The organism is Mycobacteroides franklinii (assembly GCF_002013895.1).
Classification (GTDB): Bacteria; Actinomycetota; Actinomycetes; order Mycobacteriales; family Mycobacteriaceae; genus Mycobacterium; species Mycobacterium franklinii.
In genome coordinates this window covers 199,086-214,057 of record NZ_MAFQ01000006.1, presented here as the reverse complement: position 1 = coordinate 214,057, position 14,972 = coordinate 199,086, and the positions used below count along the sequence as shown (strand labels likewise).

General features: G+C 65.7%; 20 protein-coding genes and 1 riboswitch. Of the genes, 8 read left to right on the top strand and 12 right to left on the bottom strand.

Translation table 11 applies throughout. The features are described from left to right. Positions 1-92: 92 nt before the first annotated feature. The 3 genes from B4393_RS10835 to moaA all read right to left on the bottom strand — a co-directional run bounded on the left by B4393_RS10835 (position 93) and on the right by moaA (position 2,917). Positions 93-1,193: a transglycosylase family protein gene (locus B4393_RS10835; protein ID WP_078334430.1), complete on the bottom strand. Its 1,101-nt coding sequence runs from the start codon at positions 1,191-1,193 to the stop codon at positions 93-95. Positions 1,194-1,205: 12 nt separating this feature from the next. After that, a riboswitch (cyclic di-AMP (ydaO/yuaA leader) is annotated at positions 1,206-1,384 on the bottom strand. A 291-nt stretch (positions 1,385-1,675) separates the two neighbouring features. Then, entirely contained in the window at positions 1,676-1,924 is a 249-nt protein-coding gene (locus tag B4393_RS10825) for a MoaD/ThiS family protein (protein WP_078334157.1), read from the bottom strand. Then, positions 1,925-2,917 (bottom strand): GTP 3',8-cyclase MoaA, encoded by a 993-nt coding sequence (gene moaA / locus B4393_RS10820; RefSeq protein WP_078334156.1) that lies wholly within the window; start codon positions 2,915-2,917, stop codon positions 1,925-1,927. 92 nt (positions 2,918-3,009) lie between these two features. Here moaA and B4393_RS10815 point away from each other — a divergent pair, with 92 nt between their 5' ends. Continuing rightward, positions 3,010-3,423 carry a cold-shock protein gene (locus B4393_RS10815; RefSeq protein WP_070936601.1) on the top strand — a complete coding sequence of 138 codons (414 nt, stop codon included), beginning with the start codon at positions 3,010-3,012 and terminating at the stop codon, positions 3,421-3,423. 28 nt (positions 3,424-3,451) lie between these two features. Beyond that, complete coding sequence (locus B4393_RS10810) at positions 3,452-4,144, top strand: DNA alkylation repair protein (protein ID WP_078282603.1); 693 nt, start codon at positions 3,452-3,454, stop codon at positions 4,142-4,144. On the opposite strand, the gene B4393_RS10805 is transcribed toward B4393_RS10810, so the two are convergent. Next, a complete protein-coding gene (locus B4393_RS10805) occupies positions 4,141-4,644 on the bottom strand; it encodes a DUF2771 domain-containing protein (protein ID WP_078282604.1) in 504 nt (167 codons plus the stop codon). The two genes, B4393_RS10810 and B4393_RS10805, sit on opposite strands and share 4 nt — an antisense overlap. Further along, positions 4,641-6,173 carry an MFS transporter gene (locus B4393_RS10800; protein WP_078334155.1) on the bottom strand — a complete coding sequence of 511 codons (1,533 nt, stop codon included), beginning with the start codon at positions 6,171-6,173 and terminating at the stop codon, positions 4,641-4,643. Before B4393_RS10800 ends, B4393_RS10805 begins: the two co-directional genes overlap by 4 nt. A 139-nt stretch (positions 6,174-6,312) precedes the next feature. Here B4393_RS10800 and B4393_RS10795 point away from each other — a divergent pair, with 139 nt between their 5' ends. Then, positions 6,313-7,050, top strand: a complete 738-nt coding sequence (locus B4393_RS10795) for a DUF3027 domain-containing protein (protein ID WP_078334154.1) — start codon at positions 6,313-6,315, stop codon at positions 7,048-7,050. 72 nt (positions 7,051-7,122) lie between these two features. Here B4393_RS10795 and B4393_RS10790 read toward each other — a convergent pair whose 3' ends face one another. After that, complete coding sequence (locus B4393_RS10790; RefSeq protein ID WP_078334153.1) at positions 7,123-7,584, bottom strand: SRPBCC family protein; 462 nt, start codon at positions 7,582-7,584, stop codon at positions 7,123-7,125. 42 nt (positions 7,585-7,626) lie between these two features. Beyond that, positions 7,627-7,872, bottom strand: coding sequence for a DUF2530 domain-containing protein (locus B4393_RS10785; protein WP_078334152.1), 246 nt, complete (start codon positions 7,870-7,872; stop codon positions 7,627-7,629). Between the two features lie 93 nt (positions 7,873-7,965). Between B4393_RS10785 and B4393_RS10780 the strand changes: the two genes are divergently transcribed. Genes B4393_RS10780 through B4393_RS10765 form a run of 4 tightly spaced genes read left to right on the top strand, consistent with a single transcriptional unit; the run spans position 7,966 to position 10,824 of the window. Beyond that, entirely contained in the window at positions 7,966-8,397 is a 432-nt protein-coding gene (locus tag B4393_RS10780) for an Rv0880 family HTH-type transcriptional regulator (protein ID WP_070936594.1), read from the top strand. A 34-nt stretch (positions 8,398-8,431) separates the two neighbouring features. Next, entirely contained in the window at positions 8,432-9,742 is a 1,311-nt protein-coding gene (locus tag B4393_RS10775) for an MFS transporter (RefSeq protein ID WP_078334151.1), read from the top strand. Next, positions 9,743-10,555, top strand: a complete 813-nt coding sequence (locus B4393_RS10770) for a TrmH family RNA methyltransferase (RefSeq protein WP_078334150.1) — start codon at positions 9,743-9,745, stop codon at positions 10,553-10,555. Beyond that, a complete protein-coding gene (locus B4393_RS10765) occupies positions 10,552-10,824 on the top strand; it encodes a DUF2537 domain-containing protein (protein ID WP_070936591.1) in 273 nt (90 codons plus the stop codon). Before B4393_RS10770 ends, B4393_RS10765 begins: the two co-directional genes overlap by 4 nt. A 12-nt stretch (positions 10,825-10,836) precedes the next feature. Here B4393_RS10765 and sepH read toward each other — a convergent pair whose 3' ends face one another. The 5 genes from sepH to B4393_RS10740 all read right to left on the bottom strand — a co-directional run bounded on the left by sepH (position 10,837) and on the right by B4393_RS10740 (position 13,572). Continuing rightward, complete coding sequence (gene sepH, locus B4393_RS10760; protein ID WP_078334149.1) at positions 10,837-11,643, bottom strand: septation protein SepH; 807 nt, start codon at positions 11,641-11,643, stop codon at positions 10,837-10,839. 151 nt (positions 11,644-11,794) lie between these two features. Beyond that, positions 11,795-12,277: a lipoprotein LpqH gene (locus B4393_RS10755; RefSeq protein WP_078334148.1), complete on the bottom strand. Its 483-nt coding sequence runs from the start codon at positions 12,275-12,277 to the stop codon at positions 11,795-11,797. 79 nt (positions 12,278-12,356) lie between these two features. Continuing rightward, entirely contained in the window at positions 12,357-12,833 is a 477-nt protein-coding gene (locus B4393_RS10750; RefSeq protein ID WP_078334147.1) for a lipoprotein LpqH, read from the bottom strand. Between the two features lie 89 nt (positions 12,834-12,922). After that, positions 12,923-13,231, bottom strand: coding sequence for a DUF202 domain-containing protein (locus B4393_RS10745; RefSeq protein ID WP_078334146.1), 309 nt, complete (start codon positions 13,229-13,231; stop codon positions 12,923-12,925). Continuing rightward, positions 13,228-13,572, bottom strand: coding sequence for a YidH family protein (locus B4393_RS10740; protein WP_070936586.1), 345 nt, complete (start codon positions 13,570-13,572; stop codon positions 13,228-13,230). Before B4393_RS10740 ends, B4393_RS10745 begins: the two co-directional genes overlap by 4 nt. A gap of 106 nt (positions 13,573-13,678) precedes the next feature. On the opposite strand from B4393_RS10740, the gene B4393_RS10735 reads away from it, so the two are divergent. Further along, a complete protein-coding gene (locus B4393_RS10735; protein WP_078334145.1) occupies positions 13,679-14,908 on the top strand; it encodes a saccharopine dehydrogenase family protein in 1,230 nt (409 codons plus the stop codon). Positions 14,909-14,972: the final 64 nt, after the last annotated feature.

Sequence of the window (14,972 nt, the reverse complement as noted above, 5' to 3'; positions counted from 1 at the left end):
TGACAAAGGCTCGGTTCGGTCACCGAAAGGATTACCCCACAACGACAATCGCCCCGGCCATGAGGGCCGGGGCGATTGACGAGATGCGTGTGTTAGCGCTGTGCCAGAGCGAGGATCGCGTCGCTGGCCTTGACATCCTGCGTCTGCATCGCGAAGACGATGTCCTTGAGGTAGGACACTCCGCGGCTGTCGCCGGGCGCCACGTCGGTGGTGCCGGGAGGCAGGTTGTTCGGGTCGGGCAGGTGCCGGACGACGCCCGCGATTGCCTCGGGGCTCGTCGGGATGCCGTTAGAGGCAACCGGACCGGCATCGAATGCTGCCTTGCCGGCGGCGAACCCGATGTCTGCTGTGTCCGGCACACCCGCGGGAAGCGGGATGTCGGCCGCAGCAGGCGCGGGCGCCGGGGCGGGCTCGGGGGCCGGGGCGGGCTCGGCGGGGGCCGGGCCGGACTGGAACTCGTACGGCAGCACCTGGTCGTCGGCGGCGGGGGCTTCGGGAGCCGGAGCCGCGTCGGGAGCCGGAGTCCCGTCGACGACGGGAGCCTCCGGTGCGGGAGCGGCGATCAGCTCGGGCGCGGGAGCCTCATCCGCCGGGGCGGGTTCGGGCTCGGGCGCCGGTGCGGGGCCGGACTGGAAGTCGACATCCTGGGCCTCGGGAGCCGGAGCCTCCGCGGGGGCGGGCGCTTCGTCGATGGCCGGAGCCTCGGGGGCCTCGGCGACGATCTGCTCATCGCCCTCGGCAGCGGGCTCGGGAGCCGGTGCGGGCTCGGCGGCCTGCGATTCGTGGTGCGAGGCCTGGGTGATGTTGGCCGCGGGAGCGGTGCGGGGGGTGGAACCGGAAAGGCCACGGCCGCAGACCGGCCAGGCGCCACGGCCCTGCCCTGCGAGCACCTTTTCGGCGACCGCGATCTGCTGGTCCTTGGTGGCCAGGTGAGCGGACGGGGCGTACTGACCGCCACCGCTGTTGATCCAGGTGCTGGGCGAGAACTGCAGTCCGCCCTGGTACCCGTTACCGGTGTTGATGGCCCAGTTGCCGCCCGACTCGCAGCGTGCGACCTGATCCCATTCGCCGTCGGTGGCTGCTGCAGCCGTCGCGGCCATCATCAGGCCTCCGCCGACAAGACCTGCGCCTGCTACCGCGACCTTGGCCGCCTTGGCGCCAGCCTTGCTGGGCTTACTGTGCCGTCCGCTCATATATCCGTCGTGTTCCTCTCTGTGACGCACCTGCGAGGTCAGCTGTCGGGTTCGAACGAGAGGTCGCTCGGCCCGGTTGCCCGGGCTTCACCCCAAGAACCATCAAGGTTCGTGCTGGAGATCGGGTGGATCTCCGGCGGATGGGTCCCCCGCCTCCGTCCCTTGGTTTACCGACGAGGTGCCATACCCGAGGGACGGAGCTCGGTGCGCGGGTATGGACTTCGGATGACGGTACGTGTCGATGCGCGTCCCGTCATGTTGGACATTTCACGGTGTTTCGTCCACAGCTGGGTGCGTTTATTCCCGGCGGGGGTGGGGTCTGTGCAGGTTATTGCGTGACTCCACCGCCCCGTGTCCACGCCGTGATCTTGCTGTGACCTTTTGAGATGTGTCGTAGATCACGAAATTATTCGACGATACTTATATACAACTCTCAGAGAAGCCTTAGAGCTTCCTTAAGAAGTGGATGGGCCAGCGGACTTCTATCCACCAGCGAACGGAGGAAGAACGTCCACGACAGAGCCGGATTCGGGCTGGTTGGAGCGGTCGCGCACCGCCACGCCGTCATAGAGAAAGGAACAACGCGCCAATACGCGTTCCAGTTCCGGCCCCTTCGCCGCCAAATGACGCGTCAAATCGTCGAATGATGCCCCTGGGGGGAGCTCGACGGACTCCTCCTGGAGCCCGGCCGCGGCCGCGGCGGCGGCGAAGTACCGAATACGGATACTCACCTAACCGCCGATCGCGCTCATGGGGCGGTCCGGTTGCAGGAAGGACGGGTCGTTGATGCCGTGGCCCGGCTTCTTGCCCCACATGGCCGCCCGCCATGCCGATGCCACGGTGGCGTCGTCGGCCCCCGAGCGCAGCAGACCCCGCAGATCGGTCTCGGTGGTGGCGAACAGGCAATTGCGCACCTGCCCGTCGGCCGTCAGCCGGGTGCGGTCGCAATCCCCACAGAACGGCCGGGACACCGACGCGATGATTCCGACCGTCGCGGGACCGCCGTTCACCAGCCAGCGTTGCGCTGGGGCGCTGCCTCGGGGTGCCGGGTCCTCGCTCAGTGAGAACTCCCGGCTGAGTGCCGCGTGGATCTCGTCGGCGGTCACCATGCGGTCCCTGTTCCAGTTGTGCCCGGCATCCAACGGCATCTGCTCGATGATGCGCAGCTCATACCCGTGGTCGAGGCTGAAATGAAGCAGTGCGACGGCATCCTCTTTGTATTGCTCGGGTGTCAGCACCGCGTTGATCTTGATGGGTGACAGTCCGACGGAACGTGCGGCATCCAGGCCCCTGAGAACATCGGATAGCCGATCACGGCGAGTGATCGCGGCGAAGCGATCCGTGTCCAACGTATCCAGTGACACGTTGATGCGGTTCAGCCCGGCGTCGCGCAGCGCGGCGGCCTTGCGGTCCAGACCGATGCCGTTGGTGGTGAGCGCGATGTCCGGCCGCGGTGACAGGGTCGCGACCTGGGCGACGAGCCACTCCAGGTCCTTGAAAATCAGCGGCTCCCCGCCGGTGAACCGGACGCTGTCGATCCCCAACTCGGTTACCGCGATACCGATGAGCCGGATGTATTCATCGGTGGTGAGCAGCGTCTCGCTGCGCAACCAGTCCAGTCCCTCCGCAGGCATGCAGTACGTGCAGCGCAGATTGCACCGGTCGGTCAAAGACACCCGTAAGTCGGTCGCGATGCGGCCGAATGAATCGATCAACGGGGTCATAAGTCCAGCGTAGCGACCACTTGCGCGAGCCGAGTAGGATGACCAGTCACCGCGTCCTATTTGGGGCGCGTTAATCATGTGAGGTGAGTGCAGTGCCAACCGGCAAGGTCAAGTGGTACGACGCCGAGAAGGGCTTCGGCTTCCTGTCGCAGGAGGACGGCGAGGACGTGTACGTCCGGTCCTCGGCGCTGCCTGCTGGCGTTGAGGGGCTCAAGGCCGGACAGAAGGTCGAGTTCGGCATGGCCGCCGGCCGTCGTGGGCCGCAGGCGCTGAGCGTCAAGTTGATCGACGCACCGCCGTCGGTGCAGAAGACGCGCCGCGAAAGCAGTGGGCCGGTCAATCACAAGCACACCACTGACGAACTGCACGGAATGATCGAGGACATGATCACTCTGCTGGAGGGCACAGTGCAGACCGAGCTGCGCAAGGGGCGCTACCCCGACCGCAAGATCGCCCGCAAGGTGTCCGAGGTTGTGCGCGCCGTCGCCAGCGAGTTGGACGCCTGACCTGACATCCGTCCGCGCCGAGGATGTGATGGCGGCGCTTGACGCTGCCGGTAATTCCGATCGCGCCGAGAAGTCGGCGCGGTTCTTCAAGACCGGGCCCGGCGAGTACGGCGAGGGCGACGTCTTTGTGGGCGTATCCGTACCCGATCAACGCACGCTCGCGCGGCAGTTCCGTGGCATCGGACGTGATGAGGTGGCACGGCTGCTCGCCAGCGATGTGCATGAGCACCGATTGACCGCGCTCGTCTTGGCGGTCTGGGAGTTCGCGCACGCCACCGGCGTCGAGCGCGACGCCTGGGTGGGCATGTATCTGGAGCAGGTTCGTGCCGGCCGGGTGAACAACTGGGACCTTGTCGATTCCTCGGCGGAACAGATTGTGGGCGAGTGGCTTGTCGGCCAAAGCTATTCGCCGCTACTGGAGCTGGCCGCCGACGATGATCTGTGGCGCAGGCGGGTGGGCATCATCGGTACGTTCGCGTTCATCAGGCGCGGAGATGCGGAGCCGCTCCTCGCCGTGGCCCCATTGGTGATCGAGGACCGTCGTGACCTCATTCAGAAGGCTTACGGCTGGATGCTCCGCGAGGCCGGAAAGCGCTGTGGCACCGAGGTTCTTCTCGGATATCTGGACGAGCATGCAGCGGCCATGGGCCGCACCGCACTCAGCTACGCCACCGAACATCTGGACGCCGAGGTGCGCGCGAAGTATCGCGCGCGGCGTTAGTCCTTCCAGACGGTCGCGACCGACCAGACGGCGTGGGTGACCTCCAACAGGTCACCCGTCTCGGTCTGAACCACCGTGGGGAGCTTGATCTCCAGCCCCAGTAGTCGCCGTCCGTCGCCGTCGACCGTGGGGATCGTCACGGCGGTCCGGTGGTCGCGGTACACGCTCGACTCGGCCCGCTTGTGGTCGGCATCGCCCGCCGGCGCGTAGATCCTGGACAGCATCCACGGCGCCTTGGCGATCCGGCCGTCAACCGAAAGCTGCACGGGCTCATGAGCATTGACGGCCAGTTCGACGGTATGCCCGAGTGGGTCGCACTGATCCAACTTGTTCTTGTCGCAGTACTGATAGGGCGCGGCGTGGATCGCGGTGCCATGGGTGAAAGCGCTGATCTCGGGCCGTTCATCCTTATAGCCGTGCAGCTGCCAGGCGATGAACCCGACCATGGCGGCAGCAGTCAGCACCAGGACAACGGCCAGCGCCGTCAGTTTCGCTTTCACGCGTGTACCTTGCCACCTTCTTGTTCGGCCATCACCGGGCGGTTACCGCCCAGGCCCGGAATCAAGGAGGCGCCGCGGAAGCTGGCCAGCGTCTGCGCCAGGCCGAGAATGAGCACCGCCGAGATCACCGTGAAACCCACCCACAGATCGGTGTAGATCATCACGCCGATCGCACCGCCGAGCACCCAGGACAGCTGCAGCAGGGCCTCGGACCGCCCGAACGCCGATGCGCGGGATTCCTCGGGCAGGTCGTCCTGCAACGACGCGTCCAGGGATGCCTTCGCGATGGCGCTGACTCCCGATGTCACGAGTGTCGCGAACACCACCACCGCCAGGACGCCGGCGATGGCCGCTGCTAGCGCCACCACCGTCACCGCGCTGGCGCAGCGCACCACGAGCAGGGCGGGACGGCCGAGCTTGAGCCGGGCGCTGGTGGCATTGCCGGCGAAGTTCCCGATACCCGCGGCGGCGCCGATCATGCCGAGCATGGCGAGCTGTTGGAATCCGTGTGCGTCATGGGATTTGGCGACGAACGCCGGGTACAGGGTGAGGAACCCCACCATCACCTTGATGGTGCCGTTGCCCCACAGGGCGGTGATGATGTTGCGGCCCAGCGGCTGACGGACCTTGTCCTGCTGCTTGTGGGAGCGCCGCAGCAGCACGGTGGGATGTTCGCCGTCGTCGCCGTGATAGCCAAAGGTGGTAGGCACCTCACCGGCGGTTACCTCGACCCACTTCGGGATGCGCATGGATGCCCAGGCGCCGACGGCCGCGGCCGCCATCACGACGAAAAGCGCTCCGGGTAAATGGAACAGCCGAGTGAATGCGAGCTCGAAGGCTCCGGCGATCGCGCCGCCCACGATCGTGCCGCCGACCAAGCCGAAGGTGGTGAGCCGCGAATTGACTCGAACAAGGTCGATGGTGGGTGGCAGCACACGCGGCGTGACGGCGCTACGCAACACGCCAAAGGACTTGGACAGCACCAGCATTGACAGCGCGCACGGATACAGAACCCAGGGTGGGAAGCCGCCGCTGGCGCCGTCATAGTTGGCGACCATGATGATGGCGAGCGCGATGCGCAGCCCGAACGAGGCCGCCAGCGCGGCCCGGCGCCCGTGTTGCAGGCGATCCAGTGCGGGGCCGATCAGTGGGGCGATGACGGCGAACGGCGCGATCGTGATCAGCAGATACAGCGCCACCTTGCTCTTGGATTCGGCGGTGGCAGCGGCGAAGAAGAGTGTGTTGGCCAGGGCCACCGCCATCGCGGCGTCCACCGCGAAGTTGGCCATGACCGGATAGGTGAGGGCGGTCAGGCCCGACTTGTCGGCACCGTCGGCCGTCGCGGCCTTGTGGAACAGCCCGTACATCCGGGAACCCATCTCGCGGCTGCGCATTGCGGCGACCCGGGTGACCGTCAGCTTCTGAGGGTTGTCCTGCTCGGGCGGGGGTTGTCGGCGTACTCGCTCACGACGTTCGTCGCCGAGCGGCGGCAGGTAGCGGTTCGATGAGCCCGTCGGATAGTTGGCCATACCCGGGTGGGAATTGGCGTCGCGCGAATCCTGGTTAGGGCGCCGAGATGGGGAGTCGCTACTGCCGTGGCGGTTCCCGAACCGCGCGTAGTCGTCCCGCACGCATCGATTGTCCCTCACGGTGAGAGGATGGTCAGCGATGGACATCACTATCTCCGGCCGCGACGCCCTGTACACCTGTATCGAGCAGGCACGTACGGCCATTGTCGAGTTCAGTGGGGAGACCGTGGGCAAGTACCTCGGGGCCTCCTCCGAGTACAGCGATCTACATGCGTTGACCCACCGTTTCGAGGCCGAGCTGCCTGGGTACCGCGGTTGGCACTGGGAGGTGGTGATGGCCGCACCGCCCGGCGCCACCGTCGCGACCGTCAGCGAAGTCGTGCTCGTGCCGGGCAGCGAGGCGCTGCGTGCCCCGAACTGGATTCCGTGGGACGAGCGAATCCGCCCGGGCGATTTGAGCCCCGGCGACCTGCTCGCGCCGCCGCCCAATGACCCCCGGCTGGTGCCTGGGTATACCGACAGCGGAGACGCGCAGGTCACCGAGACAGCTGGTGAGATCGGGCTGGGGCGTAAGCAGGTGCTGAGCCTGACCGGGCGCATCGATGCCGCACAGCGGTGGTTTGACGGCGACTGGGGGCCCGATACGGAGATGGCGCGTGCCACCCGCCGGGTGTGTCGGTCCTGCGGTTTCTACCTGCCGCTGGCCGGATCGCTGGGCGTCGCCTTCGGCGTGTGCGCGAACTCGATGTCGGCCGACGGACACGTCGTGCACATCGAGTACGGCTGCGGCGCTCATTCCGATACGCCACAGCCGGTCAACTCGGCCATGCCGTTGTACGAGCCCTTCGACGACGGCGTGCTGGATCTGGCTGACTGATCGCCATCGAGTGCGAGCCGCACGCGGAAATCTGCGAAGAAATCCGCGTCACGCTCGCACTCGGCGTAGGGCTTAGACGCCTTCCGCGGCGGCCTTGATCTTGGACAGTGAGGTCCGCATGCCTTCGAGCAGCACCTCGTCGAACACCTCGGTGCCGCCGAACATCAGGTTCTGCAGGTTGGTGGAGATGGCCGACCGCTTCTCGCCCAGCACACGGCGCTCGGTCACCCGGGTGCCGCCGGCGGCGGTGGGCTCCAGGTCGTAGCTCCACTCGCTCAGGTTGTCCTTGACGTGCCAGGCCAGGCGCCTGTTGGGCTCGACGGCGGTCAGCACGGCGCGGGTCGGCCACACCTTCCAGCCCTTGCGGTTGTAGTTGATGACGTTGGTGCCTGCCTGCACGGGGCCGCGCACGAACATCTTGCGGGTCTGCGGGCTCCATCGCGGCATGTTCTCGAGGTCGGAGATCAAACCCCACACCTTGTCCACGGGCGCATTGATCTCGACGGCAGTTTCCAGCAATGACGCGTTGGGCATGGGATGGCTCCTCTTTTTCCAGGGTGGTGTTGCGGGTTTCGGCTACAGGCCGGTTTGCGCGCCGCGTGAACCGCGCCGCGCCGCCCGTACCTGCAACAGGACGATGGTGGTGCCCAGCGCGCCAGTACCGAGTCCGGCGAGCGTGACGGGACGCCAGCTTTCGAACGCGGGGATGGTGAAGGCAAGAACGTTGGCAATCAGCCACAGCACGGTGCCTGCGACGACGACCGGCCACGGATTGAGCAATGCGGCCGGCAGCGGGGGAGGTTGGGGCGCGGGGGTGTCCACTAGATGCGGAGCATACGCGGGCGACGACACCGGGCGATGGCTTAGTCGGCTCAGTCGCTGTGAAAGCCCTGGACGTGCCGTAAGGTTTGGGCCGTGAGCGACCCCGACGCCCGGTTGGCCAGCGATCTGTCGCTTGTTGTGATCAGACTGGCCCGGCATCTGCGGTTTCGCCGTGCGGACTCCCCCGTCTCGTTGACGCAGCTGTCGGCGTTGGCCACATTGCTGAACGAGGGTGCGATGACCCCGGGTGCACTGGCCGCACGCGAGCGCGTGCAACCGCCGTCGATGACACGGGTGATTGCTTCGTTGGCCGAGCTCGGGCTGGTGGAGCGCTCGGCACATCCGACCGACGGACGCCAGGTGGTCGTCTCGTTGTCGGAGGCCGGAGCGGACATTGTGCAGGCCGATCGCAGCGCCCGCGAGGAATGGCTGCGCGAGCACCTGACGGATTTCACCCCGGATCAACGAGCGATCCTGCGGCAGGCAACCGACCTGTTGTCGGCACTGGTCAATGAAAACGGTTAGCTGACAACCTCGTTAGTCTCTAAAATAAACTCCCGTGGCTGACCGCGGCGGGATATTCGTATCGCTGCGCACACGTAACTATCGGTTGTGGATCAGCGGCCAGATGGTGTCGCTCGTCGGCACCTGGATGCAGCGGGTGGCGCAAGACTGGCTGGTGCTGGACCTCTCCCATGGCAATGCTTTCCTGCTCGGCGTGGTGATGGCCCTGCAATTCGGGCCGACGCTGCTGCTCTCGGTCTGGGGCGGGATGCTCGCTGACCGTTACGACAAGCGGCGGATGCTCATGGTCACCCAGGCGCTGATGGCGCTGTTCGCGTTGACCGTGGGGCTGCTACAGGTCACCGGACTGGTTCGGATCTGGCATGTGATGGTGGTGGCCTTTGCGATGGGATGTGCCGCGGCGATCGAAGCACCCACCCGCCAGTCCTTCACCATCGAGATGGTGGGCCCGGAACACCTACCCAACGCGGTCGGGCTCAATTCGATGGTGTTCAACCTCGCAGGCATCATCGGGCCGGCGATCTCCGGCGTGCTGATAGGTCTGGTCGGCACCGGTTGGGTCTTCCTGCTGAACTTCGTCAGCTTCATCGGTGTGGGAATCGCGCTGTGGCGCATGCGACCAGACGAGCTGCACCAGAGCGATCCTGTGCCTGCGGCGAAGGGGCAACTACGCCAGGGCTTCTCCTATGTGTGGCACCGGCGCGACCTGTTCATGATCATGCTGACGGTGTGCTTGGTCTCGACCTTCGGGCTGAACTTTTCGTTGACACTCGCGGTGCTGGCCCGGGAGACCTTCGGACGGGGCGCGGAGTCGTACGGGCTGCTGTCCACGGCCCTTGCCACCGGCACGCTGCTCGGTGCCACCCTCGCGGCCCGCCGCACCAAGAAGGTGCGTATGACGTTGTTCTACGGCGCGGCAATGGCTTTTGGAGTTTCCGAGGCGATTGTGAGTGTGATGCCCACCTATCTGTCGGTGGCGCTCGCCCTTGTCCCGGCGGGCCTGCTGGCGCTGACGTTCACCACGTCGGCGATGAATATCATTCAGTTGTCCGTGGATTCGCAGCTGCGGGGAAGGGTGATGGGCATCTATATGGTGGCGTTCCTGGGCGGGACTCCGCTGGGCAGTCCGCTGGTGGGTTGGTTGGCAGATCTTCACGGCGGCCGTATGCCGCTGTTGATCGGTGGGTTGGTGTCGTTGGCCGCGGGTCTGGCGTGCGCGGTGTATTTACGCCGGCATCCGTGTCCGGTTGTCGCCGAAGAGGTTCTGGAAGGCAGCGGTGTTGTCCCACCCGCTCCCGCCGCAACCCCGGTATGCGAACCGACCCCGCTGGGCAGGCGGGCCTAGATGTTGGTCATCGACGTCGACAACGCCGACGATCCGCGTTTGGACAGCTTCCGCGATCTCAACAGCGTGGACCGCCGGCCCGACCTGCCCAGTGGCAAGGGTCTGGTGATCGCCGAGGGTGTGTTGGTGGCGCAGCGCATGCTGGCCTCGCGCTTCCAGCCCTTCGCGCTCCTGGGTACCGATCGCCGCCTGGCCGAGTTGGCAGTCGATCTCAAACCGGTTGACGTTCCGTACTACCGGGCCAGCGCCGAAGTCATGGCGGAAGTCGTTGGCTTCCATCTCAATCGTGGGGTGCTCGCGGCGTCGCGTCGCCCCGAGGAGCTGTCGGCGGCCGAACTGATACAGAGCGCTCGCACCGTAGCGGTGCTCGAGGGCGTCAACGATCACGAGAATCTGGGTTCGATCTTCCGTAACGCTGCCGGAATGGGGGTCGATGCCGTCCTTTTCGGCAGCGGCTGCGCCGACCCCCTCTATCGCAGGGCGGTACGGGTGTCCATGGGGCATGCGTTGCTGGTGCCCTTCGCGCGTCTTCCGGAATGGCCGAAGTCGTTGTATAGGCTGCGGGACAACGGATTCCGGTTGCTGGCCATGACTCCAGCCGGAGACTCGCAGGCCCTGGCGGATGCGATCCCGTCATTGCGGGACGAGAAGGTGGCGCTGATGGTGGGCGCCGAGGGGCCGGGGCTGACCGATGTCGCGTTGCGTGCCAGCGATGTGCGCGTGCGCATCCCCATGGCCAATGGCACCGACTCGTTGAACGTCGCCACCGCCGCGGCGTTGGCGTTCTATGAGCGCGCTAGGCTCGCGCCATGACCGATTCCGACACCCCGTGGGTAGAGGGCATCGTCTCGTCGATGTGTGTGGCCGTCGTGGTCGCCGTGGGTGTGGTGGTGCTGAGTCTTGGCCTGGTCCATGTGCATCCGCTGTGGGCTATTCTGCTCAACGTCGTTGCCGTGGGCGGTCTTTCGCCAACATTATGGAGCTGGCGGGAGCGCCCGGTGTTGCGATGGTTTGTGCTGGGCATCGCGATCGGCGTGGCCGGCGGGTGGGTGGCCGCAGTGGTGACCGCGCTGATCACCTAGCGCGCGGCGCTGCTAGTTCTGACCACTGGAACGAACGCCCAGCAGCACGTCTTCCCACGTGGGTACGGCCGGCTTGTTCCGCCGTGTGCGGCGCGGCGCGGGAGCCGGCGGGTTGTCGGCGCTTTCCTCGACCACTACCTGCTCCGGCTCGGGTAGCGGCGCGGGGCGTTCGGTGAACAACTCGGGCGCGGGCTCCGGCAGCAGTGGAGCGACCGCCGCGACGGGGCGCAGGCTGCGGGTGAACGTCGGATCGATCAACTCTCGTGCGGAATCGTCGAGCGCCGTCACCGTGCCGCCATGGGCCCCCGGAGTAAACCGGAAGTGCGCCTTGTTGTCCGACCGGCCCGCACGCCATTGCAGCTGAACCGTCCAGCGGCCGTCCTCGACCTTCCAGGCGTCCCATTCGATGGCATCGGGGTCAAGTCCGCGTCCGAACATTGCGCCGGCGACGGTATCGGCCAGCGTGCTGACGGCGGGGCCGTCGTTGCGGACGGGGTGTGCCGCCGAGGCCATCTCGGCCGCGCGCTGGCGTTCCAGCAACACAGGATGGGCGAAACGTTCGATTCGCGAGACATCGGCTCCGGCGGCGGCAGCGACTTGTTGGACGGTGGCGCCGGCGCGGATGCGGGCCTGAATTTCCCGGGGTCGCAACGAGCTCTCCATTTCGATCTGGATCTGCCCCAGGCGAGACAGATCGCCCCGCGCGGCTGCACGGAGTTTGTCGTCGGCGTCGATCGCGAATCTGTCGGTGCCGTTGGCGTCCTGGCAGATCACCCGCTTGCCGTCGGCTGACAGGCCGATGACTTTCAGTTCGCGCATGTTGACCTCCTCGCCCTGGACTGGATAACCCAGTTCTTCGCGACCTTAGTGCAGGTAGAGGGCCGTTCCCTGGTGACACGCGGGGGTAGGTCCTACTTGCTTTTATGGGTAGTTCGCGCTATGTGACGTATGTGGCAGATGTTGTTTGCCGTCAGGGGCACGTGACGTCGACCTGGAACGGTTGGATCATGCCGCCCGTTCCCTGGTCGGCGCTTCCCCACACGGTGCCCTTGACGGTGTAGTGCTTACCGTCTTGGGTGAGGCTGGCCCTCTCGCCGTCTTTTTTGAGTAGTTCGTAGTACATGAATTTGCGGCCGTTGACCTCGCCCAGGTTGACGGTCTCGAGTACGGGTGGCTCTCCCGTGAGAGTCAGCCCGCGAGCATCGGGGTCCTTCACGACGCTGATGAAGGTTCTTTGCTCATACGTGTCGCATCTGACGGGTGCCCCGGCTACCACAGCCAGGGCACCGACCATCATCGTCGCGGTGCCGCCTTCCGGCTTGCTGGACTGTCCGGGCTTGGCAGGACTGGTGGCGGTATCGGTGATCTTCGTGATCCGCGTGCTTGTGGCGCAGCCGGACTGGGTGGCGGCCAACATGGCCACGCCGACGACGATGGCCCGCATTCGTTTCATGGTGTCCCCCTTGGTGTCCCGATACAGACTAGCCGGGCAACACGGCGGTGCTGCCCGGCTAGATCGTGAATGCTTGCGGCTATGGGCAGGTGACCTCGATTTCGAAGGGCTTGTTGGAAGGCTGCATCGGGTTGGCCATGTCCACGGCGATGGCGGTGCCTTCGATGTGGTACATCTTGCCGTCCTTGGTTGCCTTCGCGCTGGCGCCGGGAGTGCCCGCGGAGAATGCCAGGGACTGCCCGTTGAGGCTGCCCAGGCCCGCAGACTTCACTGTCGGAGAATCGCCGTCCGTCACCACCGCGCCAAAGCCCTGGGCTCCGCTGCCGATGACGATGTTGACATTGCCGTTGGAGGCCTGGCAGACGACCGCGCCCTCGATCTTCTGTTCCTTGCCGTCGATGACGACCTTCGCGGTGCTGTTGGTTGCTACCGCACCGGCGCCGTTGCTCACGGTGGTGCCCTTGGTCTCGGACTTATCCTTATCGCTCGAACAGCCGACCAGACCTGCGGCGATAATCGCCGCGCCGCCAATGGCGACCACAAGCCCACGCTTCATAGCGTTCTCCTTATATGTGATGGGGGTGGAGCCGAACAGGACAAAGTATGGGGCGGCACAGGGGTGCGGTACGCGGAACGCGGGTATACCTACGTACCCAGATTTGAGATATCGATGCCCGCCCACAGCAGGGCAATCAGTGTCACTGCCGCAGTGGTCAGTGCGATGGGCTTGCCGCCGCGGCGCCATTGCCCGCGTCCGAGTGAGAAGTGACGCACTGTGCTGATCACGACGATGCCGAGCACTATGGCGGTCGCGATCAAAGACGCTCCCATGGCCTGTGTGTTGATGAGGGTGTGTGTCATGAACACGGCGGCAGTTCCCGCGGCAGTCAATCCGGTGCGGCGCCAGGCCAGCGCGGTGCGTTCGACGGCGTGCGTCGCGCTGGCGGCGTTCATCGATAGAAGACCGCAACGGAGGCAAGGATGGCGATCAGGCCGACGCTGACGGCGACCAGTGGTACCAGCAGCGTGCCAGTCAGCGGTTGGGCGTGGTCCATCCTGTCCTTGACATCACGCCAGCGCACATAGGCGCCGATCGAGACCACCACCGCGAGAGCCAAGCACGAGGCCGCGAGCGCGTGCCGGACACCTGCGTGATGGAACGGCTGCACCAGGGTCTGTACCGCTACGCCACCGGCAAGCAGGCCTAGTGCCGTGCGGATCCATGACAGGAAGGTGCGCTCGTTGGCGAGCGTGAATCGGTAGTCGATCTCCTGATCCTCAGGGGGTTCCGTCACTCCGCCCAACTTACCGAGCGCGGCGCGGGCGCTGGGGCCGTTCGAAATCTGCCATATCTATCAAAATAGAAACGACAGTTATGAATTTAATAGTTATGATGGTCGCATGGAAATTTTGGCTTTGGGCGGCGCGGGTGCCATGGGCGCGGTAGCCGTACGCACCGCGCTCGACATACCGGGTGTTGAGAAGATTGTTGTTGCCGATCGGGACCTCGGTACGGCCCAGGATCTGGTGCGCAGGCTGAGCGGGGGACGCGTCGCACTCGGTGCGCTCGAGGTTGATGTCACGGACGAGGCGGCGTTGCGAGCGGCGCTGGAGCCGGTTGATCTTGTGCTGAATACCGTGGGGCCGTATTTCCGCTTCGGGTTGACGGTGCTGCGCGCCGCGATCGAGACCGATACGCACTATCTCGATATCTGCGATGACTGGGAACCGACGTTGCAGATGCTCCAACTCGATGAGGAGGCGCGTGAGCGCGAGGTATGTGCGGTGATCGGTATGGGCGCCAGCCCGGGCATCAGTAACCTGCTGGCCGCCGTCGCCGCGTCGGAACTCGATGCGGTCCACGACGTCTACACGGCGTGGCCGGTGGATGTGGGCGGCAGCGGTGAGGACACCGAAGGGAAGTCCCAACTGCTGGGCCCCGACGGCCGGCCCACCGCCGCGGCGGTGCATTGGATGGAGCAGGCCAGTGGCACGATCACCGGCGTGGGCGGCGGACGGCTCGTCGAGACGCGCCCGCTGAGTGCGGTGTCGTTGGAATTGCCTGCAGGGCAACGGGGCACCGCCTACTCGATAGGTCATCCGGAGCCGATCACGTTGCAGCGCACCCTGAAACCGAGTGGTAGTGCGTTGAATCTGATGGTCATCAAACCCTGGACGGTGGCATATCTCGACACGTTGCGCCGTGATATGGATGCGGGCCTGCTCACCAGGGAAGAGGCGGCGCAGGCCTTCGCGGTGCCCGGATTGCGGCGCACGGTGCGCTCGGGGTTCAAGGCGCTTCGTCTACGAGGGCCGGGTTCGCTTCCACCGTTCTTCGCTGCGGTCACGGGCGAGCGGCACGGAGATCTGCGTACCGTGCTCGCACGGATGAATCTCGATGGGCCGCAGTCACACCCGATCAGAAATGCGCTACGCGACATGGCGTGCATCACCGGCGTGCCGCTAGCACTGGGCATGGCACAGGTGATTGACGGGTCGGCGCGCCGCCCGGGAGTGCATCCCCCCGAGGCGGTCATCGAGCCCGGGCGCTTCTTCGCCGGCCTCGGGGTGGCACTGGGGTGCGCCGACGGGATCTCGCCGTACCTGGTTGAGCAGAAACTGCTGCCATGATTCGACCGCGGCGGTACCGAACGTAGGATGATTGAACACAATTCGCATGGTGACGCTTCGTGAG